Origin of the sequence: Brevibacillus sp. AG (genome assembly GCF_028369215.1) — a bacterium.
Lineage (GTDB): Bacteria > Bacillota > Bacilli > Brevibacillales > Brevibacillaceae > Brevibacillus > Brevibacillus porteri.
In genome coordinates, this window is sequence record NZ_JAQMYO010000007.1 from 217,486 (window position 1) to 235,676 (window position 18,191).

The window sequence follows — 18,191 nt, forward strand, 5'->3', positions numbered from 1 at the left end:
TCTTCTATTGTACAACAATGGTGCATGGTGCAGGCAGCCTACTCTTTCCCGTTTTTCCAGTAGTCATAAGCATGAATGGCGAGCCCCCAATAAGAGGAGTACCGATCCAGTGCTTTTGTCACCAGATCCAACTGCCGATCCATTTCGCCCATGCCTTCCTCATAAAAGGTGATCCCGTTCCCTTCGTGGCTCTCTTTTGTCTCCACGGCGACGACCAGCTTTTTCTGGAGGCTCTCTGCGTACTTCATCTGATTTTCAACCAAGCCGATGATGCCAGGAGCTCGATCGCGAAATGCCATCAAGGTCGTATGATCAAGCTGTTTGATCATCCAATGCGAAAACGGCAATTCGGGCTGACCCGGAGTCGGTGTCTTGTCCAGCCAGGCAGCGAGGTCGACGCTTGCTTCTAAGGAAGTTCCGTTCTTGGTCTCCTCAACGAAAGCCTCGATGTTGCCCATCCACTGGCGTAAGACTGCCTCTTTATCCTCGCGCCAGACAGGAAGGACATATGGCTCGATATCTAAGTGAATGCCGTGAAACTGCTCTTCTGTCGAAACAGACTCATTGTAGGCTTTCACCCAATTCACGAGTTTCATGATCTTGCTCCGACTTTCAGACATCGCCCAAATCGGATGACCGCCCATCGCATGAACCTCGATCCCCGCTTCACGAGCCTCTCTCACGAAATCGCGATAATAGGAAGTCGGCTGCTCCAAATCAAGACGAACATAGAGGAGATTCACCCCGTTTTGTTCCGCAAAGGAGAGAATTTGCTCCTTTTCCGTGCCAATTAATTCTGCACGCCATATGTAGGTGCCTTTGTAGCGCTGCTTCGTTGCCGGGGGCAGTGGAGTCGCCTCCTTCCAGTAGCGATAATCGTGGATCGCGACACCAGAGAAGGACGGATGCTGTGCCAAATGTGCAGGCAATTGCTCTAATTGCTGTTTCATGAGAGTCGGGCCTTCCTCTGCAAAAGAAGAGTGGTCTTCATCTAGCGGCTTTAAATTTACAGCAACCAAGACACGCGTCTCTAATTCATCCGCTTCCTTCATTTCCTGATCAATCAAATTCAGGATGCCGTTTTGACCGGAAAGTGTTTCACGATACGCCATGATACATACCGTATCAAACTGGCTCATCATCCATTTGGACAAGGATATCTCTTCTGGTCCCGGCACGGGAATATCGTCCAGCCAAAATGGAATGGCTGCACTGGCAACCAAATCCTCATCTTTTGACACCTCGGCTGTGAACGCCTGCACATTAGCTTGCCATTCACGGATAATCCGCTTCTGATCAGTCTCCCAAAATGGCAGAAGATACGGCTCGATGTCTAACTGAATCCCGCGAATCCGCTCATTCTTTTGCGCTTCACGGTTGTAGCTTTTTACCCAGTGGACGATGTTCATCATCCGCTTTTCATTGCTTTTGAGCGCCCACGCCGGGTGGCCGGCTACCGCATGAACCTCGATACCCATCTCTGTCGCTTCGCGGATAAAATCGCGGTAGTATTCATAGGGCTTGTTCATTTCGATTCGCAAGTAAACGAGATTAATATCGTTACTTTTGCAGAAATCGAGAATCTCTTGTTTCTCTCTCCCGATCATTTCGGATTGCCAGATCCACGTTGCTTTACTCTTCTTCTCCGCGGGGGAAAAGCCGAACAGAAAGCCGACTGTCAGGCAGAGAACACTCAAATAGATGCGCGCAGCTTTCATTCGTCAAAGTTGCCCCTCTCGTTGACTGGCGTGCTTCCAGCTCTCGTAATCATGGATCGCACTTCCTGCAAACGCCGGATTGTTTGACAGCTCCTCCTGTAAAATGGCCAACTGGTTGTTCATCTCTTCTGTGCCTTCTTCATAAAAGCTCACATGAGCGCCTTCCATCGTTTCCATGATGTTGACGCCTACGATGACCGACCCTTTTTTGTGTACATTGGCATCATCGACGATCTTTTCTACGATTTCGACGATCCCATTTTGCCCAAGGGCTTGATTGCGGTAGGCCATTAGTGTAATACTGTCGAGTCGCTGCACCATCCAGTTGCTCACTTTCTCATCACTGCCAGGAACGTTTACGGAGTCGATCCAAAAAGGCAAGTCGGCACCGACAGCGAGATCCGTATCCTTCTTCGTCTCTGCTGCCAGATAGCTGACATTTTTCAGCCATTGCCGGACGATTTCTTCCTGGTCTTCCTTCCATGCAGGCAACAAATACGGCTCGATATCGACGTGAATCCCCGAGAATCGTTCATCTGACTTGGCACTGCGATTGAACGCCTTCACCCAGGAGATGAGATCATCGATGCTTTGGCGATTCGCTGTTAACGCCCAATTGGGGTCACCGCCAAGCGCCTCTACTTTGATGCCTGCCTGGTTGGCTTTTTCAATGAAGGTACGATACGTCTGTGGCGCAACTGCTGCTGGTTCAACGTGAAGATAGATCAGGTTGATGTCGTTTTTCTCGGCAAACTCGATCATTTCATCGGTTTGGGTCTCCATTTGCTTGGCATCCCATATCCAGGTTGCTTTTGTCAGTGCGGAGCGGGTGTTTGCCAACGACAGCATGATGATCGAAGCCACTGTCACAAGGAGCAGCGCTATCCAAAGCCAGCTATATCGATGAAGTACCTGCATCAGTGCTGGTCGATACCGTACTGTTGTGTCGTCGCACCCACTCCCGCAAAAGCCCGCTCACCAAACGTACTGCCGTCAACCGCTGAAAACGGCTGAATTCTCGTGTAATCCTCGATGCTCTTGTTTTTGACCAAAGCGTGCGGCCCGATCTGGCAGCCTTCACCGATCTGCGTGTCGCCAAAAAGGCAGGTTCCTGGATAGAGCACCGTATCACGCCCGATCATTACATCAGAATCGATGTACGTCGAGCTCGGGTCTATCATCGTAACTCCGTTTCGCATATGGAAATCGTTGATTCGCTTGCGCATCAGCTGTTCCAAATCTGCGAGCTGCACACGATCATTGACGCCATTGCCTTCTTCGGGATCATCCGTTGCAAACGCCGCTACCAAATGACCCTGCTCTTGCAAAAGACCCAGGACGTCCGGCAAGTAAAACTCCCCTTGCGCATTTTCGTTTGAGACCATCGGCAGCATCGAAAACAGCTTTTGATTGTCGAAGCAAAAGATTCCGGTGCTAATCTCGTTCACCTTTTTTTGTCCCAAGGTCGCGTCTTTTTCCTCGATAATTTTTCGAACATCGCCGTTCTCGTCGCGAATGATCCTGCCATAGCCAGTAGGCTCGTCCACAATGGAGGTCAAAACCGTGGCTGCTGCCTGTTTGAGCTGGTGATACTCGAGCAAACTTCGCAGCGTCTGTTCTTGTACGAGTGGTGTATCACCATTCATGACAATCGTCACGCCATCCTGCGCCCCGAGAATTTCGTGGCTCATCCAAACAGCATGAGCGGTCCCAAGCTGTTCCGGTTGATACGCATACTGAACGCGGTTTTTCAGTTCCTCTTTGACCACTTCGGCTCCGTGACCGACAACGACGACCAAGTGGCGAAGTGACAATGCTTCTAATGTCTCTACGACATGCTTAATCATCGGCTTCCCGCATATTGGATGCATGACCTTGTAGAGTGAAGATTTCATTCTGGTTCCTTTTCCTGCTGCCAATACTACTGCATGTATGTTCATCCTATCGCCTCCGTCTTGGTCAGCTCCCCTTTTGCAAGCTGACCTTGTTGGATTTGCTTATCGAAGTATGGTTTCAATTCATAGGTCAGTGTGTCAATCATCATGGTCAAATCAATGTCTTTCCTCTGCACGCCCAGCTGATAGGCCTGAAGCATAATCTCCAGTAATTTCTCCTGATTCAACGTCCGCTTCGAGGTGTTCATTCATCGTTCCCCCTTTCTTCATTCCTGTCTTACTTCATAACGACTGACGTTTGTGTTTACTCAACTGTTACACTTTTGGCCAAATTTCGTGGACGATCTACGTCATTCCCGAGCGCAACAGAAGTGTAATAGGAAATGAGCTGGAGGGGGATAACGCCTAGAACAGGTGTAAGCAAGGCATCTGTCTGCGGAATCAGGCAAACATCATCAACCGAGCGATGCAGCTCTACATGTCCATCTAAGGTAATACCGAGAACTTTTGCTCCACGGGCTTTTACTTCTGTAATATTACTGATCATTTTCTCATGCAGCTCATCCTGTGTAGCCAAGGCAATCACTCTCGTTCCCTCTTCGATTAGCGCCAGCGTGCCGTGCTTTAGCTCCCCTGCCGCATACGCCTCCGAGTGAATATATGAGATTTCCTTCAGCTTGAGCGAGCCTTCCATAGATACGGCATGATCGAGTCCTCGTCCGATAAAAAACAGATGCTGCTCGTCCTTAATCGATTCAGCGAAATGACGTATCTCATCCGCATGCGCGAGAATATGCTCGACTTGATCCGGGAGTGCGGTCAGTTGGTGAAGCAGTGAAGCACGGGTGTGAGCGTCCAGTGTCCCCTTCGCTTGCGCCAAATAGATGCCGAGCAAGTAAAACGCAATCAGCTGCGAGGTGTATGCCTTCGTCGAAGCCACCGCGATTTCCGGACCTGCATTTGTCGTAATCACGTCATCGGCATCACGGGCAATCGAGCTGCCGACTACATTCGTAATAGCGAGTACGGCTGATCCGTTTCGTTTGGCTTCACGCATGGCTGCCAACGTATCTGCTGTCTCCCCTGATTGGCTGACGGCAATCGTAAGTGTATGAGGTTGAAAGAGTGGGCGACGGTAACGAAACTCCGACGCTACATCTACTTCTACCGGAATCTGTGCCAGTCGCTCGATCACATGCTTGCCGATCAAGCCTGCATGATAAGCGGTACCGCATGCGACAATGTAGATTTTCTCCACACGCTTGGCATTCACTTCTGATAACTGAAGATTAGGAAAAATAACCTTTTGCTGGGTAGCATCGATTCGACCTGTCATGGTATTACGCAGGGCGCGCGGCTGCTCGTAAATTTCCTTTTGCATATAGTGAGCAAAGCCGTCTTTTTCCGCTTGCTCCTTATCCCACTCAATCCGCACCAGCTCTCGCTCAATTGGCTCCGTCGTATCCAGACGCATGACGTGAACAGAATCTTTGGTCAGAATCGCCAGGTCTCCATCTTCGAGAACGTACACATCGCGCGTATGCTCCAGGATCGCCGGGATATCAGAACCAATGAAATTCTCATTCTCCCCTACCCCGATAATCAACGGGCTCGCCATACGAACTGCAATCAGCTTGTCAGGCTCATGCTCCGTCATCACACCGAGGGCAAATGCTCCGCGAATTTTGCCAGCGACCTTCTGTACTGCCGCAACCAGGTTGTTGTCGTATTCCTGCGCCAAAAGGTGCACGATGACCTCCGTGTCCGTCTCCGAAGTAAACGTCACGCCCTTTTCGATCAACTCCTGCTTGAGATCCAGATAGTTTTCGATAATGCCGTTATGCACGATCGAGAACTTGCCGGATTGATCAAAATGAGGATGAGAGTTTTCGTCAGACGGTCTTCCGTGAGTCGCCCAGCGCGTATGACCAATGCCGATGGAGCCCTGCAAGCCGGACTTCTGGGTTTGGCTCTCCAGTACGTCAATTCTGCCTTTTGCCTTGCGAATGCCGATGGTTGCTCCGTCACAAATCGCAATGCCAGCTGAATCGTAGCCTCTGTATTCCAGCTTTCGCAGCCCATTGATTAGAATCGGCTGCGCTTCCCTGTTCCCGATATATCCCATAATTCCGCACATGTCTTCGGTTCCTCCCTTGTTGCGTAAAATGTTCGGACTTTGTATTATGCGAGCAAGCTGACGACTTCCTTCTCCTGCCTGATAGCGACGGAGGTTCCGATGCGATATACATTCGGATTCGTGATGCCCTCAAACGCATTGCGTGTATCGATAATGGCCACTCCCAAGTCCGCCAGCTCCTGATAGGCAAAGCATTGGTGATTCGTAATGAGCACCATGCAATCGTAAGTCTTGAATGCCTCATAGTCATTGGCAATGGAATGGACGATCTCGCCTTTTTTATTCACAAAGCTCTGCGCATACGGGTCGTAATAGTCGACAGTTGCTCCGCTATTCTTGAACAGCTCGTAAATCTCCAGCCCAGGTGATTCACGCAGGTCATCTACTTCCGGCTTGTAGGCCATGCCGAGAATCAAGATGCGCGAGCTGTTGATTGCTTTGGCGTAAATGTTGAGCACCTGTGCAGTCTTATTGCGCACATAGTCCGGCATGTTGTCGTTAATCGATTGGGCGATCTCAATAAATTGGCTGTGAAAACGAAAGCCCTTGGCCTTCCACGACAAATACATCGGATCGAGCGGTATGCAATGCCCACCGATTCCGGGTCCCGGGTAAAACGGCATGAACCCAAAAGGCTTGGTCGATGCGGCCTTGATTACTTCCCAAACATTGATGCCCATTCTGTCGCACATCATTGCCATCTCATTCATGAAGGCAATATTGACGCTACGGAAGGTGTTTTCCAAAAGCTTGGACATCTCCGCCACCTTTGGCGAGGAGACTGGCACGACTGTTTTAACCAGGCTGCCATACAAGAGTGTGCCTAACTCCATGCAACGTTCTGTCGTCCCGCCGATCACCTTTGGCGTATTGTACGTACTGTATTTGCGATTGCCCGGATCGACCCTCTCCGGCGAGTAGCAGAGGAAAAAGTCGATGCCAGCACGATAGCCCAGCTTTTCAAATTCGCGCTGGATCAGCTCTTCCGTCGTTCCCGGATAGGTTGTGCTCTCCAGCGTAATGAGCATTCCTCTTTTCATGAATCTCTTGATTTGCTCGACAACGCTTGTAATGTAAGAGGTGTCTGGGTCCTGATTGGGACTGAGTGGAGTAGGAACGCAAATGCTGATCGCATCCAGCTCTTCGATTACGCTATAATCAGTCGTCGGAAAAAAGCGATTGGTCGCGAGGCATTCCTGCAAGGTTTCATTGGAAATATCCTGTACGTAAGACTCTCCTCTTTTTAGGCTCTCGATTTTCCCGCCATGCAGATCGATTCCGATTACGGTATAACCACTCTTGATCGTCTCTACCGCCAGCGGTAACCCTACATACCCAAGCCCAATGACACCCACTCTCGCTGTCTTTCGTTGAATCTTTTGTTGCAGTTCCTCGTATCTCGCCATCCTCGTTTCTCTCCCTTTCTCTTTCTAGAATTTATATCAGCCTTTTCACCCTGGCTTCCAGTTCTACCGGGGAGAATGGCTTGGTAATGTAGTCAGATGCTCCCATCGCAAATGATTTCTGCACATCTTCTTCCAGACGTTTGTCTGTGAGCACCATAATCTTGCTCATGGAAGCGCTGATATGCTTGATTTTTTCCATGAGCTGGTATCCATTGAGGATAGGAAGATTTAGGTCAGTAATTACCAGATCAGGAGCGACCGCCTGATATTTTTCCATGCCATCCATCCCGTCATTGGCTACCGTAACGAGATACCCTTTGCGCTGAAAGTAAATACTCAAAAACTCGTTGACAGTCTCATCATGGTTAACCAGTAAAATACTTGCCGGCTCCTCTTTTTGCGCGGGATTCTGCTCATAAATCTTGATCTCCCCCTGAGCGCCTGGCTCTCTCATCTCTTGGATCATCCGCATCAGCATTTGACCGGACGAGCGCGAGCTTTCGGGAAAACTCGCAATCAAGAGGCTGCCCGCAAGCAGTTTGTGCTCTTGCAAATAATCTTTTACACGCAAAGCATAGAAATGGGTGTTCGAGAGCTTCTGTCCCTCAAGCAGTATTCCGAAGAGCTGCTTGTTTTTGTCATACGCGTAGTGCAAAGCAATCTCGGAGCCGTCTCCTGAACGAGTGCCCAGGTCTTGCTTGATCAGCTCCATTGACTCTTTGGTGAGGGTTTTGCAAGCCGCCAGAATAACCCCACACGCCAATTGTTTCTCTTCCATCTTGCTCAGATGCTCGTAAAAAACAGGTACGAGATTACTCATGATCTAGCCTCCAAACTTGAAATGTTTTCGCTGCCCTTCGTCTGCCAACTCGTCCGCGTCATCGTTCCCCACGAGTTGTTGTTGCGCAAATATTCAATATGACCGAGGAATCTCCAGATGACGCCGATTTGCCGATAGCCGAAGAACATCAGAATCGTATAGAAAAGCATTTTGACGATGTCTCGAAAACGCGGATACCGTCGAAACGCGATTTCCTCCAGCAATAAGGAGCCAATACCAAGCAGCATGCCATACAGCACATTGAGCAAGCCGTAGATTAAGAGGACGTAGCCGTTGGTCATATCCAGCATGGTATAACCGATGAGGGCCAATAGACCCGTGATGCGAAAATACGGATTCAAGGTTTCAAACAAGATATTGAACGGTAGCGTGAGCATTCCGAATAGCTTGTACTTGGGGCGAAACGCCATGTGTCTGCCGTACTCAATCATGTTTTTCAGATTGCCGCGTCCCCATCTGCGCCGTTGACTGCCCAAAATTTTGAGTGTATCCGGCGCTTGTGTCCAGCAGACCGCATCGGGGCAAAATGCCACGCGGTACGGCAGCTTGTTTTCCAGCATGTACTTGTGTAACTTGATGATGATGTTCATGTCTTCACCCGGATACCCCTCGCGATAGCCGCCTACCTTGATGATGTAATCCTTGCGAAAAACACCGAATGCGCCTGAAACGATAATCAATCCGTTGATCGCACTCCAGCCGATCCGTCCCCCGAGAAACGCCTTGAGGTATTCGACGGATTGCATCATCGGCAAAAACTTGTCTGGCAAACGAATGTCCTTCACGACACCGTCCTCGATCTTGCAGCCGTTGGCAATACGGATATCTCCGCCGATGGCTACTGTTTCATCCGGGTTTTCCATATACACCTTCGCAATGCGAATCAGCGCGTCTTTTTCCAGCAAGGAATCTGCATCAATAGAAGCGATCAACGGATAGTGGGAGAGATTGATCCCCGCATTGAGCGAGTCAGCTTTTCCTCCGTTCTCTTTGTCGATCAAATACAGATTCGGAAAAGCCGGATTATGGTAGACTCCCCTGATCTTCGACGTATGAAGAAGCGGCTGTACCGGCATGTGCTCGGAGTAAACCATTGAAAACTCGTTAATCATTACCTGCAAGGTAGCATCCTTTGATCCATCGTTGACTACGAGTACCTCGTAGCGTGGATAGTTCAAGGATAAGAGCGACCTTACATTTTCAATAATCGTCAGTTCCTCATTGTAAGCCGGCACGAGAATCGAAATCGGCGGAACGTGCTCAGAGCCTGAAAGTGTCTGGAATCTCGAATAGATGGAGCTTTTTAAGATTCCCATGATGCTCTTGAACGAGAACAGCATGATGATGAAGTACAAAGAGTTGATCGCGATAACGTAATAGACCGCAAATACTCCGTAGTAAAGTAGAAAATCTCTCATGACAGCCTCCTTTCGCTCTATCTTTCCAATGCATGAACCGTGGAGATCGTTTTGCGATACGACTTGCGGTACAAATGCAGCTTTTCGTTGTATTGCACGAGCTTCTCTGTCGCTGTCGCACCCTGTAAAACCAGCTTCTCTTTTTCCAGCTCCTCCTGGATCACTTGATGAGCCATCTCGCTCTTATGACCATTTCTCTCTTCCTGCAAAATTTCACATAGGGCCGCAAAGCCTTCGACCTCTAGCTGTGCCAGACTGCGTGCACTGTGATGACGAACCCACCAGTTCGCATCGCCCACCGCCTTTTTCAGCAAAGGAATGTACGAAAGCAATTTCAGTGAGCCAATTGCCTTCGCTGCCATTGCGCGAATTTCCCAATCTTTGTGATTCATAAAGTCAGTGACTGTCTGCTCATTCATATAGCGGATATCCCGACACATGAGCTTGACTGCCTTAATTCGGACTTCCTTGTCAGGTGATTGAATGAGCTGGTATAGGGCAGGCTCAATGCCGGGCTGGACATGAACGGTGTAGCCAATCAATCCGATTTGGACCAGTTCAGCATCGGATTCTTGTAAAAACTGTGCAAAAAGCGGTGCCGTATCCACCTGCGAATCACTGATGATGTCCACGATAAGCTGGTGGACATTTTTCTTCGCTCCGACAACGTGGGTCACCATTTCCTGCAAATCTTCTGTGTTTCGTGCACATTTGGCGACGGAGCGCGCAATGATAAAAACACTGGTGTCATTCGTGTTTTTTTGCAGGAAGGTTAAGAGGGCAGGCACGGCGAGCTTGGAGCGCATGATCCCCAAATTGTAAGCGGCATCCACTCTCGTCCATTTCCACCTGCCATTTAGTCTTTGCATGTCCAGCTCTACGAGTCCCATATCTTCGCACAGCCAGATCAGCTTGTCCCGATGTATGCCTGTGACCCGCTCCATCAGCTCAAACAGCTTTTTCTGAATGATTTGCTTTTCTTTTTGCGTTACTACGCCATAAGGCACTTGCAAGCGCTCCTCTTCTTCCCCGTGTGCTTGCAGGTAAACGAAATAGTCGCGATATTTTTCCAGACAACGCATGGTCTGTTTCTCCACCGAAATGTTGCGTAGCTTCAGTGCGAACAAGACAATCAAGCCTAGTACTGTCAATCCACATAGCGCGTACAGAAAAACAATTGCCGTCGCCAATGGTGTTTGCACGTTTGCCACTCTCCTATCCAATCAAGGCTGAGTCCCCAGCTTCACCGGAGCCTCAATCTCATGGAATGCTTTTTTTAGTATGGAATAGCTCTGTTTTTTGCGTTCGTGATAGCCGACCTGCTCCCAGCCTTGCCATGTATACATCGGGAGCTTCGTCACTGCATAATCGTTTTGCCCGACGATTTGTTTGGTCGCTGTATCCACCAGGAGCGGCAGGATGCGTATGCCTTTTGTCTTCTTCGTCGTGAAGCTTTTGCCATCATCCTCATAGCTCATAACGGACAAGGAGCTCGGGTCTGTAAATCCAAGCAGCATCCACGGTACTCTCAGCTCTACCACTTTGCCCTTCGTTTGCCACGCAGTTCGTGAGTCGTACTGTGGGTCTTGGGCATCTGTTGTTCCCCGGATCAGCTTGCCGACATCGACTTCCTCCATCGGATAGTACTTCTTGCTGTCTGGCGGCTCCATCTTCAGGCTAACGGCCAGCTTCCACGGCTTGAAAATCCCGGAATTGTCTTTTTTCTCCTCTTCCTTGACCGCAAGCATGCCGTAGCGTTTTCCGTATAAGCGTGCATGAAAGTCGTAATTGGCAGCGATTTGAATCTGGCTCTCGTCTGCTTTTCCCAACGCGATCAGCGTCTCTAGCCCCTCATCCAGCGTCAGGCCGGGAAGCTGAGCAGCATGCTTGTTCCCGCCAGGAATCGTATCAACGCCCACATAGAGCTGTTGTTTTGCAGGGTCAAACTCTTCCTTCAATTGAGCAAGGAAATAGACGTACCCTTCATCATGTGTCATCCAGATTTCGTCGATGCCTGGGACTTGAACATCGAGGCGTTGCTTCTCTTCCGGCACGAGCTGATCCCAATCTGTGCGATCCCCATCGATGGTCAGCACGCCTTCTTTGTTCGGGAACATGCCTAGGACTCCAAACAGAGACTCGTTGGTCAAGACGTTGATCCACAGGGAGCGCCGATCTTCCGGCAACTCAAAACGCATCGTGTTCCACGTTTTTTTGAACCACTCGTCCTGCCAGACGAATACGATTGCTCCTGCATACCCTTCCTGATGGATTTCCTGCAATAGCTCGACATCGATCTCTCCCTGCTGCTTTTCTGAATGACCACCCTGATTGCGCCCCAAATTGCCCAGATGGGCGACTCCCACCGATGCCGGGACCCCGAATTCCGTCACCATGATCGGCATGTTTTTGTGATATTGCTTCAGTTGTCGCAAATACGCTTTGTACGTATCGATTTGCCCTGCATCGTTCTTCAGCTGTTGCAGGGTAGTGTCGTAGCGGAAGAAATCCGGATAATACGGGTACACGTGATAGGAAGCGAAGTAGCCTGCCTCCCACTGCGTTGGCTCTATATGGGTAGGATCGACACTGACCAAATCCTCATGATGGATCGGCTCTCCCGGATGCGATAAGGGGTCTGTTGTCACCCAATTGGTGAAGGTCATCGGATGCTGCCAACCATACTTCCTCTCTTCCATTGCGACGGTATCCACCATTTCAGCAAGCCATGTCTCAAAAGCGGTTGCATTCGGTGTCGCGTGGAAGTACTTCCCTTGATAAGGAGCAACTTTTTGATGCAGGCGGTTGGTGTTTTGCACCATCACGGGGTCCCACTCGGTCCCTGTGTGCCAGCCGATCAAGTATTTGCCCGCATTGGCACGGTATGTACCACTTGCCTTTCCCGGTTTTTCTGGCAGAGTGATGTCTCCGTAAACAGCGCCGACTGCATCCCTGATTTCCTGTCGAAACTCCTCGCGAATCTCTGGTAGATAGGCGTCTTTCTTTTCAATCAACAGCTCTTCTGGACTCCAAATGCCCTGCATCAAATAGAGAGGGTCCCCTTCTTTTCGCCGATTGTAATCGACCAATGCTTCATAAAAGACAGGAGAATGGATGGTATACACACGAATGACGTTCGCTCCCATCTCGTCGATCATCGCGAACCAGCGCATGTAATCCTCTCTTGTGATGGGAAGCTCACCCGGATAATGACCCGGTAACGATGCCCCCAGATTGACGCCTTTCGCAAAAAAGGGCTGCCATTTCTGATTCTGATAGACCTCGAACAGCTCGCCATTCGCGCGAAATTTTAATTGAGCACCTGTAGTCGTCTCCATGCTTTCGACACGATCTGCTGCCCAAAACCACCAGAAGGCACTTGCCCCCACCACGAACAACATGGTCAGGCTCATCCAGCGCCATCTTTTCTTTTTTGTTGGCTCCATTTCTCGTCAACCTCCGATATGTTGCCACGTCACAGTCATTGTAAACATAGGAAGCAAATCGTTCCCATAGACAAAATTCACTATTGTGTCTTTTTCAGATTTGTCATGAAATTGTAATGTTGGGACGGATTCGCCTCCAACGTCCTACGTTTTTTGTAGGGAAGTCCTGCAACCCGCCCTGTCTTCTGGCCCACATTTTTTGGCGACTGGGTACATTTACTCGTTCCTTTTTTTTCCTTTTCGCTAGTGAAAATGGTAGGTTGCTACTATTTGGAAGTCGGTAGATTTTGTCGACATAAGGGATTATTTACAAAAAGAATATAAAGTGTTTCTCAGCTTGACTCTTAAAAAGGTTTGTTTATTATAGATATAAAGGATCTATAAAGGTGGTATGTAAGCATGAATAAACTTATCGATGTAGGGATTATTGGCGGCGGACCAGCAGGTATGAGTGCCGCTCTCGCACTTGGCAGGGCAAGAAAAAGTGTGGTCGTTATCGATGAAGGCCGTCCACGCAATCGCGTTACACGGGAGTCGCATGGCTTTCTTACGAGAGACGGCATCACTCCGAGCGATTTTCGCCACATTGCAAGGGAGCAAATCAGCGCCTACCCCTCTGTCCATTTCGTGGAGGATACAGCTGTAACGATCACAGGACACGATGGTAGCTTTCTCATTACGACTGCACAGGGAACGACTTATCAAAGCAAAAAGCTGCTGTTCGCAGTGGGAATGAAGGATCTCCCTTTGCCTGTTAACGGATTAGCAGAAGTGTATGGAAAAAGTGCTTTTGTCTGCCCATATTGCGATGGATGGGAATTACGCGACCAGCCACTCGTCTTGATCGCCAACGGAGAAAAGGCATTGCATTTGGCAAAAATGCTGTCTGGTTGGACTAATCAATACACCATTTGCACCAATGGACCAGATGAATTCACAGAAGAACAAAGGTTGGAGCTGTTGCAGCATCGCGTTCCTGTCTTTGACTCCCCGATTGAATGCATTGACTCTGTCGATGGGATGGTGCAGCGTGTTGAGCTTACAGATGGCAATAGCATTTCGTGCACGGGGATCTTTTTTGCTCCCAAGCTCGTAGCTGGATCTGACTTGCCGAAAGCATTAGGTTGCCAGGTAACGGAAGCAGGAACGGTCATCGTCGACAGCTTTGGGAAAACGAGCGTACCGGGTGTCTACAGTGCAGGTGATGCAGCAACTACACAGTACCAGGTGATTACTGCCGCAGCTCTAGGCTCTGCGGCTGGAATGAGTATCAACAACGAACTGCTTTTAGAGGAATGGAATCGTCAACGTTAACTCCATCTCGACATGTTCCTTTCATAAAAAAAGGACAATCCCTCCGTCTGCATTGACGGGTGGGATTGTCCCTCTTCTTTATTATAGAAGCAATGGCTCCTTTATGATTACAACGTCTTCTGTCCTGGCTTCCAGTTCGCCGGGCACAGACCGCCAGCTTGCAGGGCTTGCAAAATACGAGTCGTCTCTGCAACGCTGCGGCCTACGTTCATGTCAGTTACCACTTGGTAGCGCAGAATGCCGTCTGGATCGATGATGAACAAGCCACGGTGAGCGGCACCAGTCTCTTCGTCCAAGACACCATAAGCTCGTGCCGTCTCTTTTTTGAAATCGCTCGCAAGCGGGAAGTTTACTTCACCGATGCCGTTTTCATCTCGTGGTGTTTTGATCCATGCCCGGTGCGTATGTACGCTATCCGTGGATACGCCCAGCACTTCGCAATCCAAATCTTCGAACTCTTCCATGTTGTCACTAAACGAAGTTACCTCTGTCGGGCAAACGAATGTGAAGTCAAACGGCCAGAAGAACAAAATCAGCCATTTTCCTTTGTAATCAGCCAGCGACACACGTTCTTCCAGTGTCTCGAGGTTTTTGGTCGTGAGCATGTGAAAGTCAGGTGCTGGTTTTCCTACTTGAAGTTGAATCGTTTGCTGTGTTGTCATGATAAATCTCTCCTTTTATATGGTTTCTGATGAAAATTACTTCGCAGCCTCTTCCAATGCTGTCAGTGCTTTTTTGATACGTGTTGGGTTGAAGCCCAAAATTTGCTTCTCGCCAATGAGTGTCAAGGGAACAGACATCATTCCTAAACGGCTCAGCTCATGGAAGTACTCTTCTTTTTCATCGATGTTTCGCTCTTCGAAAGAAATGTTTTGTTCTGTCAAATACGTCTTCAACTGCTTGCAGAAGTTGCAATTCGTGCTAGAGTATACGATTGCTTGTGCCATGATTGTTTCTCTCCGTTTCTTCTATTTATATTGAGGGACAACTTTGGAACGCTTGTTGATGTATTTGTCTACAGCCATAGCTGCGATAGCACCGTCTGCCGCAGCGACTACGGCTTGCTTCACAGGGGTTTTGCGCACTTCACCCGCTCCAAATACGCCTGGAACAGAAGACTGCATGAACTCATCTAGCATCATAAATCCTTCCTCATCGAGGGGAACTTGTCCATCCAAGAAATCGGTACCCGGCTTGCTGCCAGACAGGAAGACGAATACTCCATCTACGGACAGCATTTCTTCTGTTCCTTCTGCTGTGCGAATGCGCAACCCTTCGACCGACTTCTCTCCCACAATTTCCAACGGGCGTGTACGGAAATGTATTTCCGTGTTCGGCAGCTCAGGTAATTCTTCTACCCCTTGAAGATCAGCACGCGGCACCAAGAAAGTGATTTTTTCCGTAAATTTGGTCAGTGCATGCGCTTCTTCCAATGCTTCCTCCGTATCACCGATGACCGCAACATGCTTGCCTTCATAAAAAGCTCCGTCGCATGTCGCACAAGTGCTTACGCCTCGCCCGAGCAATTGCTCTTCTCCTGGAAGCATACGATTACGTCCTTTGGAACCAGTCGCTACGATCACGGCCTTCGCTTCAAAAGTACCATGCGCCGTGAAGATGCTTTTTTCCTCATCCTCTACATCTACCGCAGAAATCGTAGTCTGGATGAATTCTGCACCGAAGCCCTCCGCTTGTCTGCGCATTTTATCCAACAGTTCTTTTCCAGTCATCTCGCCTTCCACCCCTGGGTAGTTGGCGATTTTATGTGTCAGGGCAAGTGCCCCTGTTCCGGGTGCCTTATCGATGACGAGCGTCTTTAGATTTCCACGAGCTGTATAAATGGCAGCGGAAGCACCAGCTGGTCCTCCGCCGATGATGATGACATCATACATGAACGGCTCCCCCTTTCTTTATTATCAAATTATAATTATTATCAACTAGGAACAATTATCATTTTACTTGATATAATTTTAAAGTCAATATCTTTTTATAATAATTTTAAATAAGGTCTTATTATAAAGAAGCATATCAAAAAAGTCCGCCCCTCTTAGGAGGAGCGGACTTGACTGATCACTGCCGTTTAGGCAATCTAATTATTAATTTGTCTTTTGCTTTTTTTTGATCGCTTCTGTTGTGCCATCACTGTTCTTGAGTGTGCTATCACTGTTCACAGTTGCGCTACCACTTCTGGTTTTTTTACAGTACATAACGTATTTTCTTTTTTTCTTTTCCCCAATCACATTTTTTAGTTTTAGATGAACAGCATTCAACTGGCCTATTTTAGTTGTTGCATCAGCTATTTTATTATTTACTTTTTCATCCTTCGTCTCTGCCTTTTGAAATCTATCTACCTCAATATTTAATCTCTTGATTTTTTTATCAACTTTACTCAGGTACCCCTCATAAACGGTAATAATCTTTTCCATATCGTAGATGTTATCGTCTGATATTTCTTTGTGATCATCGAGGGCAGCATTGATATCCTTAATCAAAGTATCAACTTCCACTAAGTAACGTGTCCACTCGGCTTCGATCAAAGCTTCAGACGACTTACGAATTTGCTCTATCTCCTCTATGGAGATCGTTTTTCTTCCTCTAGTTACTGAGTTTAGCAGTTCTTTAAACATCTTCTTATTTTTAGGGAATATCGACATTTGTCGTTTCAATTCTTTATCGTAATTGGAATCGAGCGGATGCTTCAAAACCTGAGCTCCTCCACCTGTCTTGGCGCCAAGAAAGATACTATTATCCCCATTGTAAAACAACTCTTTCAGTGTAGTTATCTTCGTCGGTCCTATTTCTGGAGGCTCTTTCTCCGAAAGTTTGCTTGTATTCTGTATCAGTGTCTTCAAGCTCATTTTTATTAACGTTTCCGCTGAGTAAGGACTCTTCGAAGTTTTTTTGGTATGCTCATCCACTTTTTCGGCATCAAAACTTCGAGCAAGCTCTGAGATACCGGTAATACTCACAAATTTTTGCAGGGACTCAGTCATGTATGTTCGGCGCCATTTCATATAGGGAACCTCATGATTCAAGCAATAAAGCAAAATAACAGAGAGCTCGACATCTGATAATCTATCATTTTTAAATACCTGATCTTCTTCTTGTTTCGTATCTTCCTTTATCTCTTTCTCTATTGTTTCTCCAACTGCTTCTCTTTCATTTCCTGTTATTTTTCCTCCTGTCGCTAATTTGTAGATCATGATTGCAACTGGATCTTTAGCCCCTTCTTGCTTCATGCCCTCAATCAAATTATCATAATCAGCTGGCGGCTCCTTCATATTTTCGTCCCGCTTTGTCTTTTGCGAATGGAGCTGGTTTCCCCCAGCGGCTATGAAGTTGCCCCTCCCATTTTGTATGCTTAAATATTGATGTCCAATTTGAAATTTATTTGACTCTATATAATTTTGGGTTCTCCAGTTGGCAAATACTTTACGTTTATATGGATCATCTATATGATAAACTCCCTCTTCATTTGGAACTGGACGCGGACTTTTGTCCAGTATTTGCTTATTCTTATTGCCTACTTTCAGAATGATTTCCATCATTTCTCTCTCTGTTAAAGTTGTTTCTTCATCTCTTTCTTCGATTTCATCCCCTGAAAAATAAATCATAAGCTGTATGACAGTTCGATTTCCTAAAGTCTTTTGCAATTGTAGTGCCTTTTTCGGTGTTAGTGCAGCGCCACCGATTAATTGAGTACGTTCATTTAAGTCGGTATCCTTATTTGAGGGAAGTTTTCCGTTAGCTAGATTGCTTTGCGGCTTGGTAGTAAGCGCTTTGTTCCTAAACACCGATGATCACTCCTTGCACAACTTTTCTATCCATATCCTCTACATGAGTCAGAAGAATTACATTTGGTATGAAATAGGATATTTCCACAGAGTATGGATGGTGCAAAAGAATAGTATATTCTGAGTTCGCCGTATAACTTCCTGCTATTCAAAGTTACCTGGTCGATCCTAAAAACCCCACTACCCTGAATTATTTTACGATTCCGAATTCACCCGATTTCG

The 18,191-nt window shown here is 47.9% G+C and carries 15 protein-coding genes; 1 reads left to right on the top strand and 14 read right to left on the bottom strand.

Annotation, left to right across the window (positions count from 1 at the left end; translation table 11 throughout):
- Positions 1-38 precede the first annotated feature (38 nt).
- Genes POF51_RS19770 through POF51_RS19815 form a run of 10 tightly spaced genes read right to left on the bottom strand, consistent with a single transcriptional unit; the run spans position 39 to position 12,861 of the window.
- On the bottom strand, positions 39-1,718 hold the full coding sequence (locus tag POF51_RS19770) for a hypothetical protein (protein WP_271755944.1): 1,680 nt from the start codon (positions 1,716-1,718) through the stop codon (positions 39-41).
- A gap of 3 nt (positions 1,719-1,721) precedes the next feature.
- Positions 1,722-2,588, bottom strand: coding sequence for a hypothetical protein (locus POF51_RS19775; protein WP_244521711.1), 867 nt, complete (start codon positions 2,586-2,588; stop codon positions 1,722-1,724).
- A 47-nt stretch (positions 2,589-2,635) separates the two neighbouring features.
- Positions 2,636-3,658: a bifunctional UDP-N-acetylglucosamine diphosphorylase/glucosamine-1-phosphate N-acetyltransferase GlmU gene (glmU, locus tag POF51_RS19780; RefSeq protein ID WP_271755946.1), complete on the bottom strand. Its 1,023-nt coding sequence runs from the start codon at positions 3,656-3,658 to the stop codon at positions 2,636-2,638.
- Entirely contained in the window at positions 3,655-3,861 is a 207-nt protein-coding gene (locus tag POF51_RS19785) for a hypothetical protein (RefSeq protein ID WP_017250728.1), read from the bottom strand. The genes glmU and POF51_RS19785 overlap by 4 nt, the downstream gene beginning before the upstream one ends.
- A gap of 56 nt (positions 3,862-3,917) precedes the next feature.
- A complete protein-coding gene (glmS, locus tag POF51_RS19790; RefSeq protein WP_069846101.1) occupies positions 3,918-5,750 on the bottom strand; it encodes a glutamine--fructose-6-phosphate transaminase (isomerizing) in 1,833 nt (610 codons plus the stop codon).
- Between the two features lie 44 nt (positions 5,751-5,794).
- Positions 5,795-7,156 (bottom strand): nucleotide sugar dehydrogenase, encoded by a 1,362-nt coding sequence (locus POF51_RS19795; protein WP_017250726.1) that lies wholly within the window; start codon positions 7,154-7,156, stop codon positions 5,795-5,797.
- A 31-nt stretch (positions 7,157-7,187) separates the two neighbouring features.
- Entirely contained in the window at positions 7,188-7,976 is a 789-nt protein-coding gene (locus POF51_RS19800; protein ID WP_069846103.1) for a response regulator transcription factor, read from the bottom strand.
- Entirely contained in the window at positions 7,973-9,415 is a 1,443-nt protein-coding gene (locus POF51_RS19805; protein WP_017250724.1) for a glycosyltransferase family 2 protein, read from the bottom strand. Before POF51_RS19805 ends, POF51_RS19800 begins: the two co-directional genes overlap by 4 nt.
- Before the next feature lie 17 nt (positions 9,416-9,432).
- Positions 9,433-10,617, bottom strand: a complete 1,185-nt coding sequence (locus tag POF51_RS19810; RefSeq protein ID WP_069846105.1) for a HEAT repeat domain-containing protein — start codon at positions 10,615-10,617, stop codon at positions 9,433-9,435.
- 21 nt (positions 10,618-10,638) lie between these two features.
- Entirely contained in the window at positions 10,639-12,861 is a 2,223-nt protein-coding gene (locus POF51_RS19815; RefSeq protein ID WP_069846108.1) for a hypothetical protein, read from the bottom strand.
- Positions 12,862-13,260: 399 nt separating this feature from the next.
- Between POF51_RS19815 and POF51_RS19820 the strand changes: the two genes are divergently transcribed.
- Entirely contained in the window at positions 13,261-14,175 is a 915-nt protein-coding gene (locus POF51_RS19820; RefSeq protein WP_069846110.1) for an NAD(P)/FAD-dependent oxidoreductase, read from the top strand.
- Positions 14,176-14,282: 107 nt separating this feature from the next.
- On the opposite strand, the gene POF51_RS19825 is transcribed toward POF51_RS19820, so the two are convergent.
- The 4 genes from POF51_RS19825 to POF51_RS19840 all read right to left on the bottom strand — a co-directional run bounded on the left by POF51_RS19825 (position 14,283) and on the right by POF51_RS19840 (position 17,969).
- Positions 14,283-14,837 (bottom strand): peroxiredoxin, encoded by a 555-nt coding sequence (locus tag POF51_RS19825; RefSeq protein WP_017250720.1) that lies wholly within the window; start codon positions 14,835-14,837, stop codon positions 14,283-14,285.
- A 36-nt stretch (positions 14,838-14,873) separates the two neighbouring features.
- Positions 14,874-15,122 carry a glutaredoxin family protein gene (locus POF51_RS19830; protein ID WP_069846112.1) on the bottom strand — a complete coding sequence of 83 codons (249 nt, stop codon included), beginning with the start codon at positions 15,120-15,122 and terminating at the stop codon, positions 14,874-14,876.
- Between the two features lie 21 nt (positions 15,123-15,143).
- A complete protein-coding gene (locus tag POF51_RS19835) occupies positions 15,144-16,067 on the bottom strand; it encodes an NAD(P)/FAD-dependent oxidoreductase (RefSeq protein ID WP_017250718.1) in 924 nt (307 codons plus the stop codon).
- Positions 16,068-16,271: 204 nt separating this feature from the next.
- A complete protein-coding gene (locus tag POF51_RS19840; RefSeq protein WP_271755951.1) occupies positions 16,272-17,969 on the bottom strand; it encodes a hypothetical protein in 1,698 nt (565 codons plus the stop codon).
- Between the last annotated feature and the right edge of the window lie 222 nt (positions 17,970-18,191).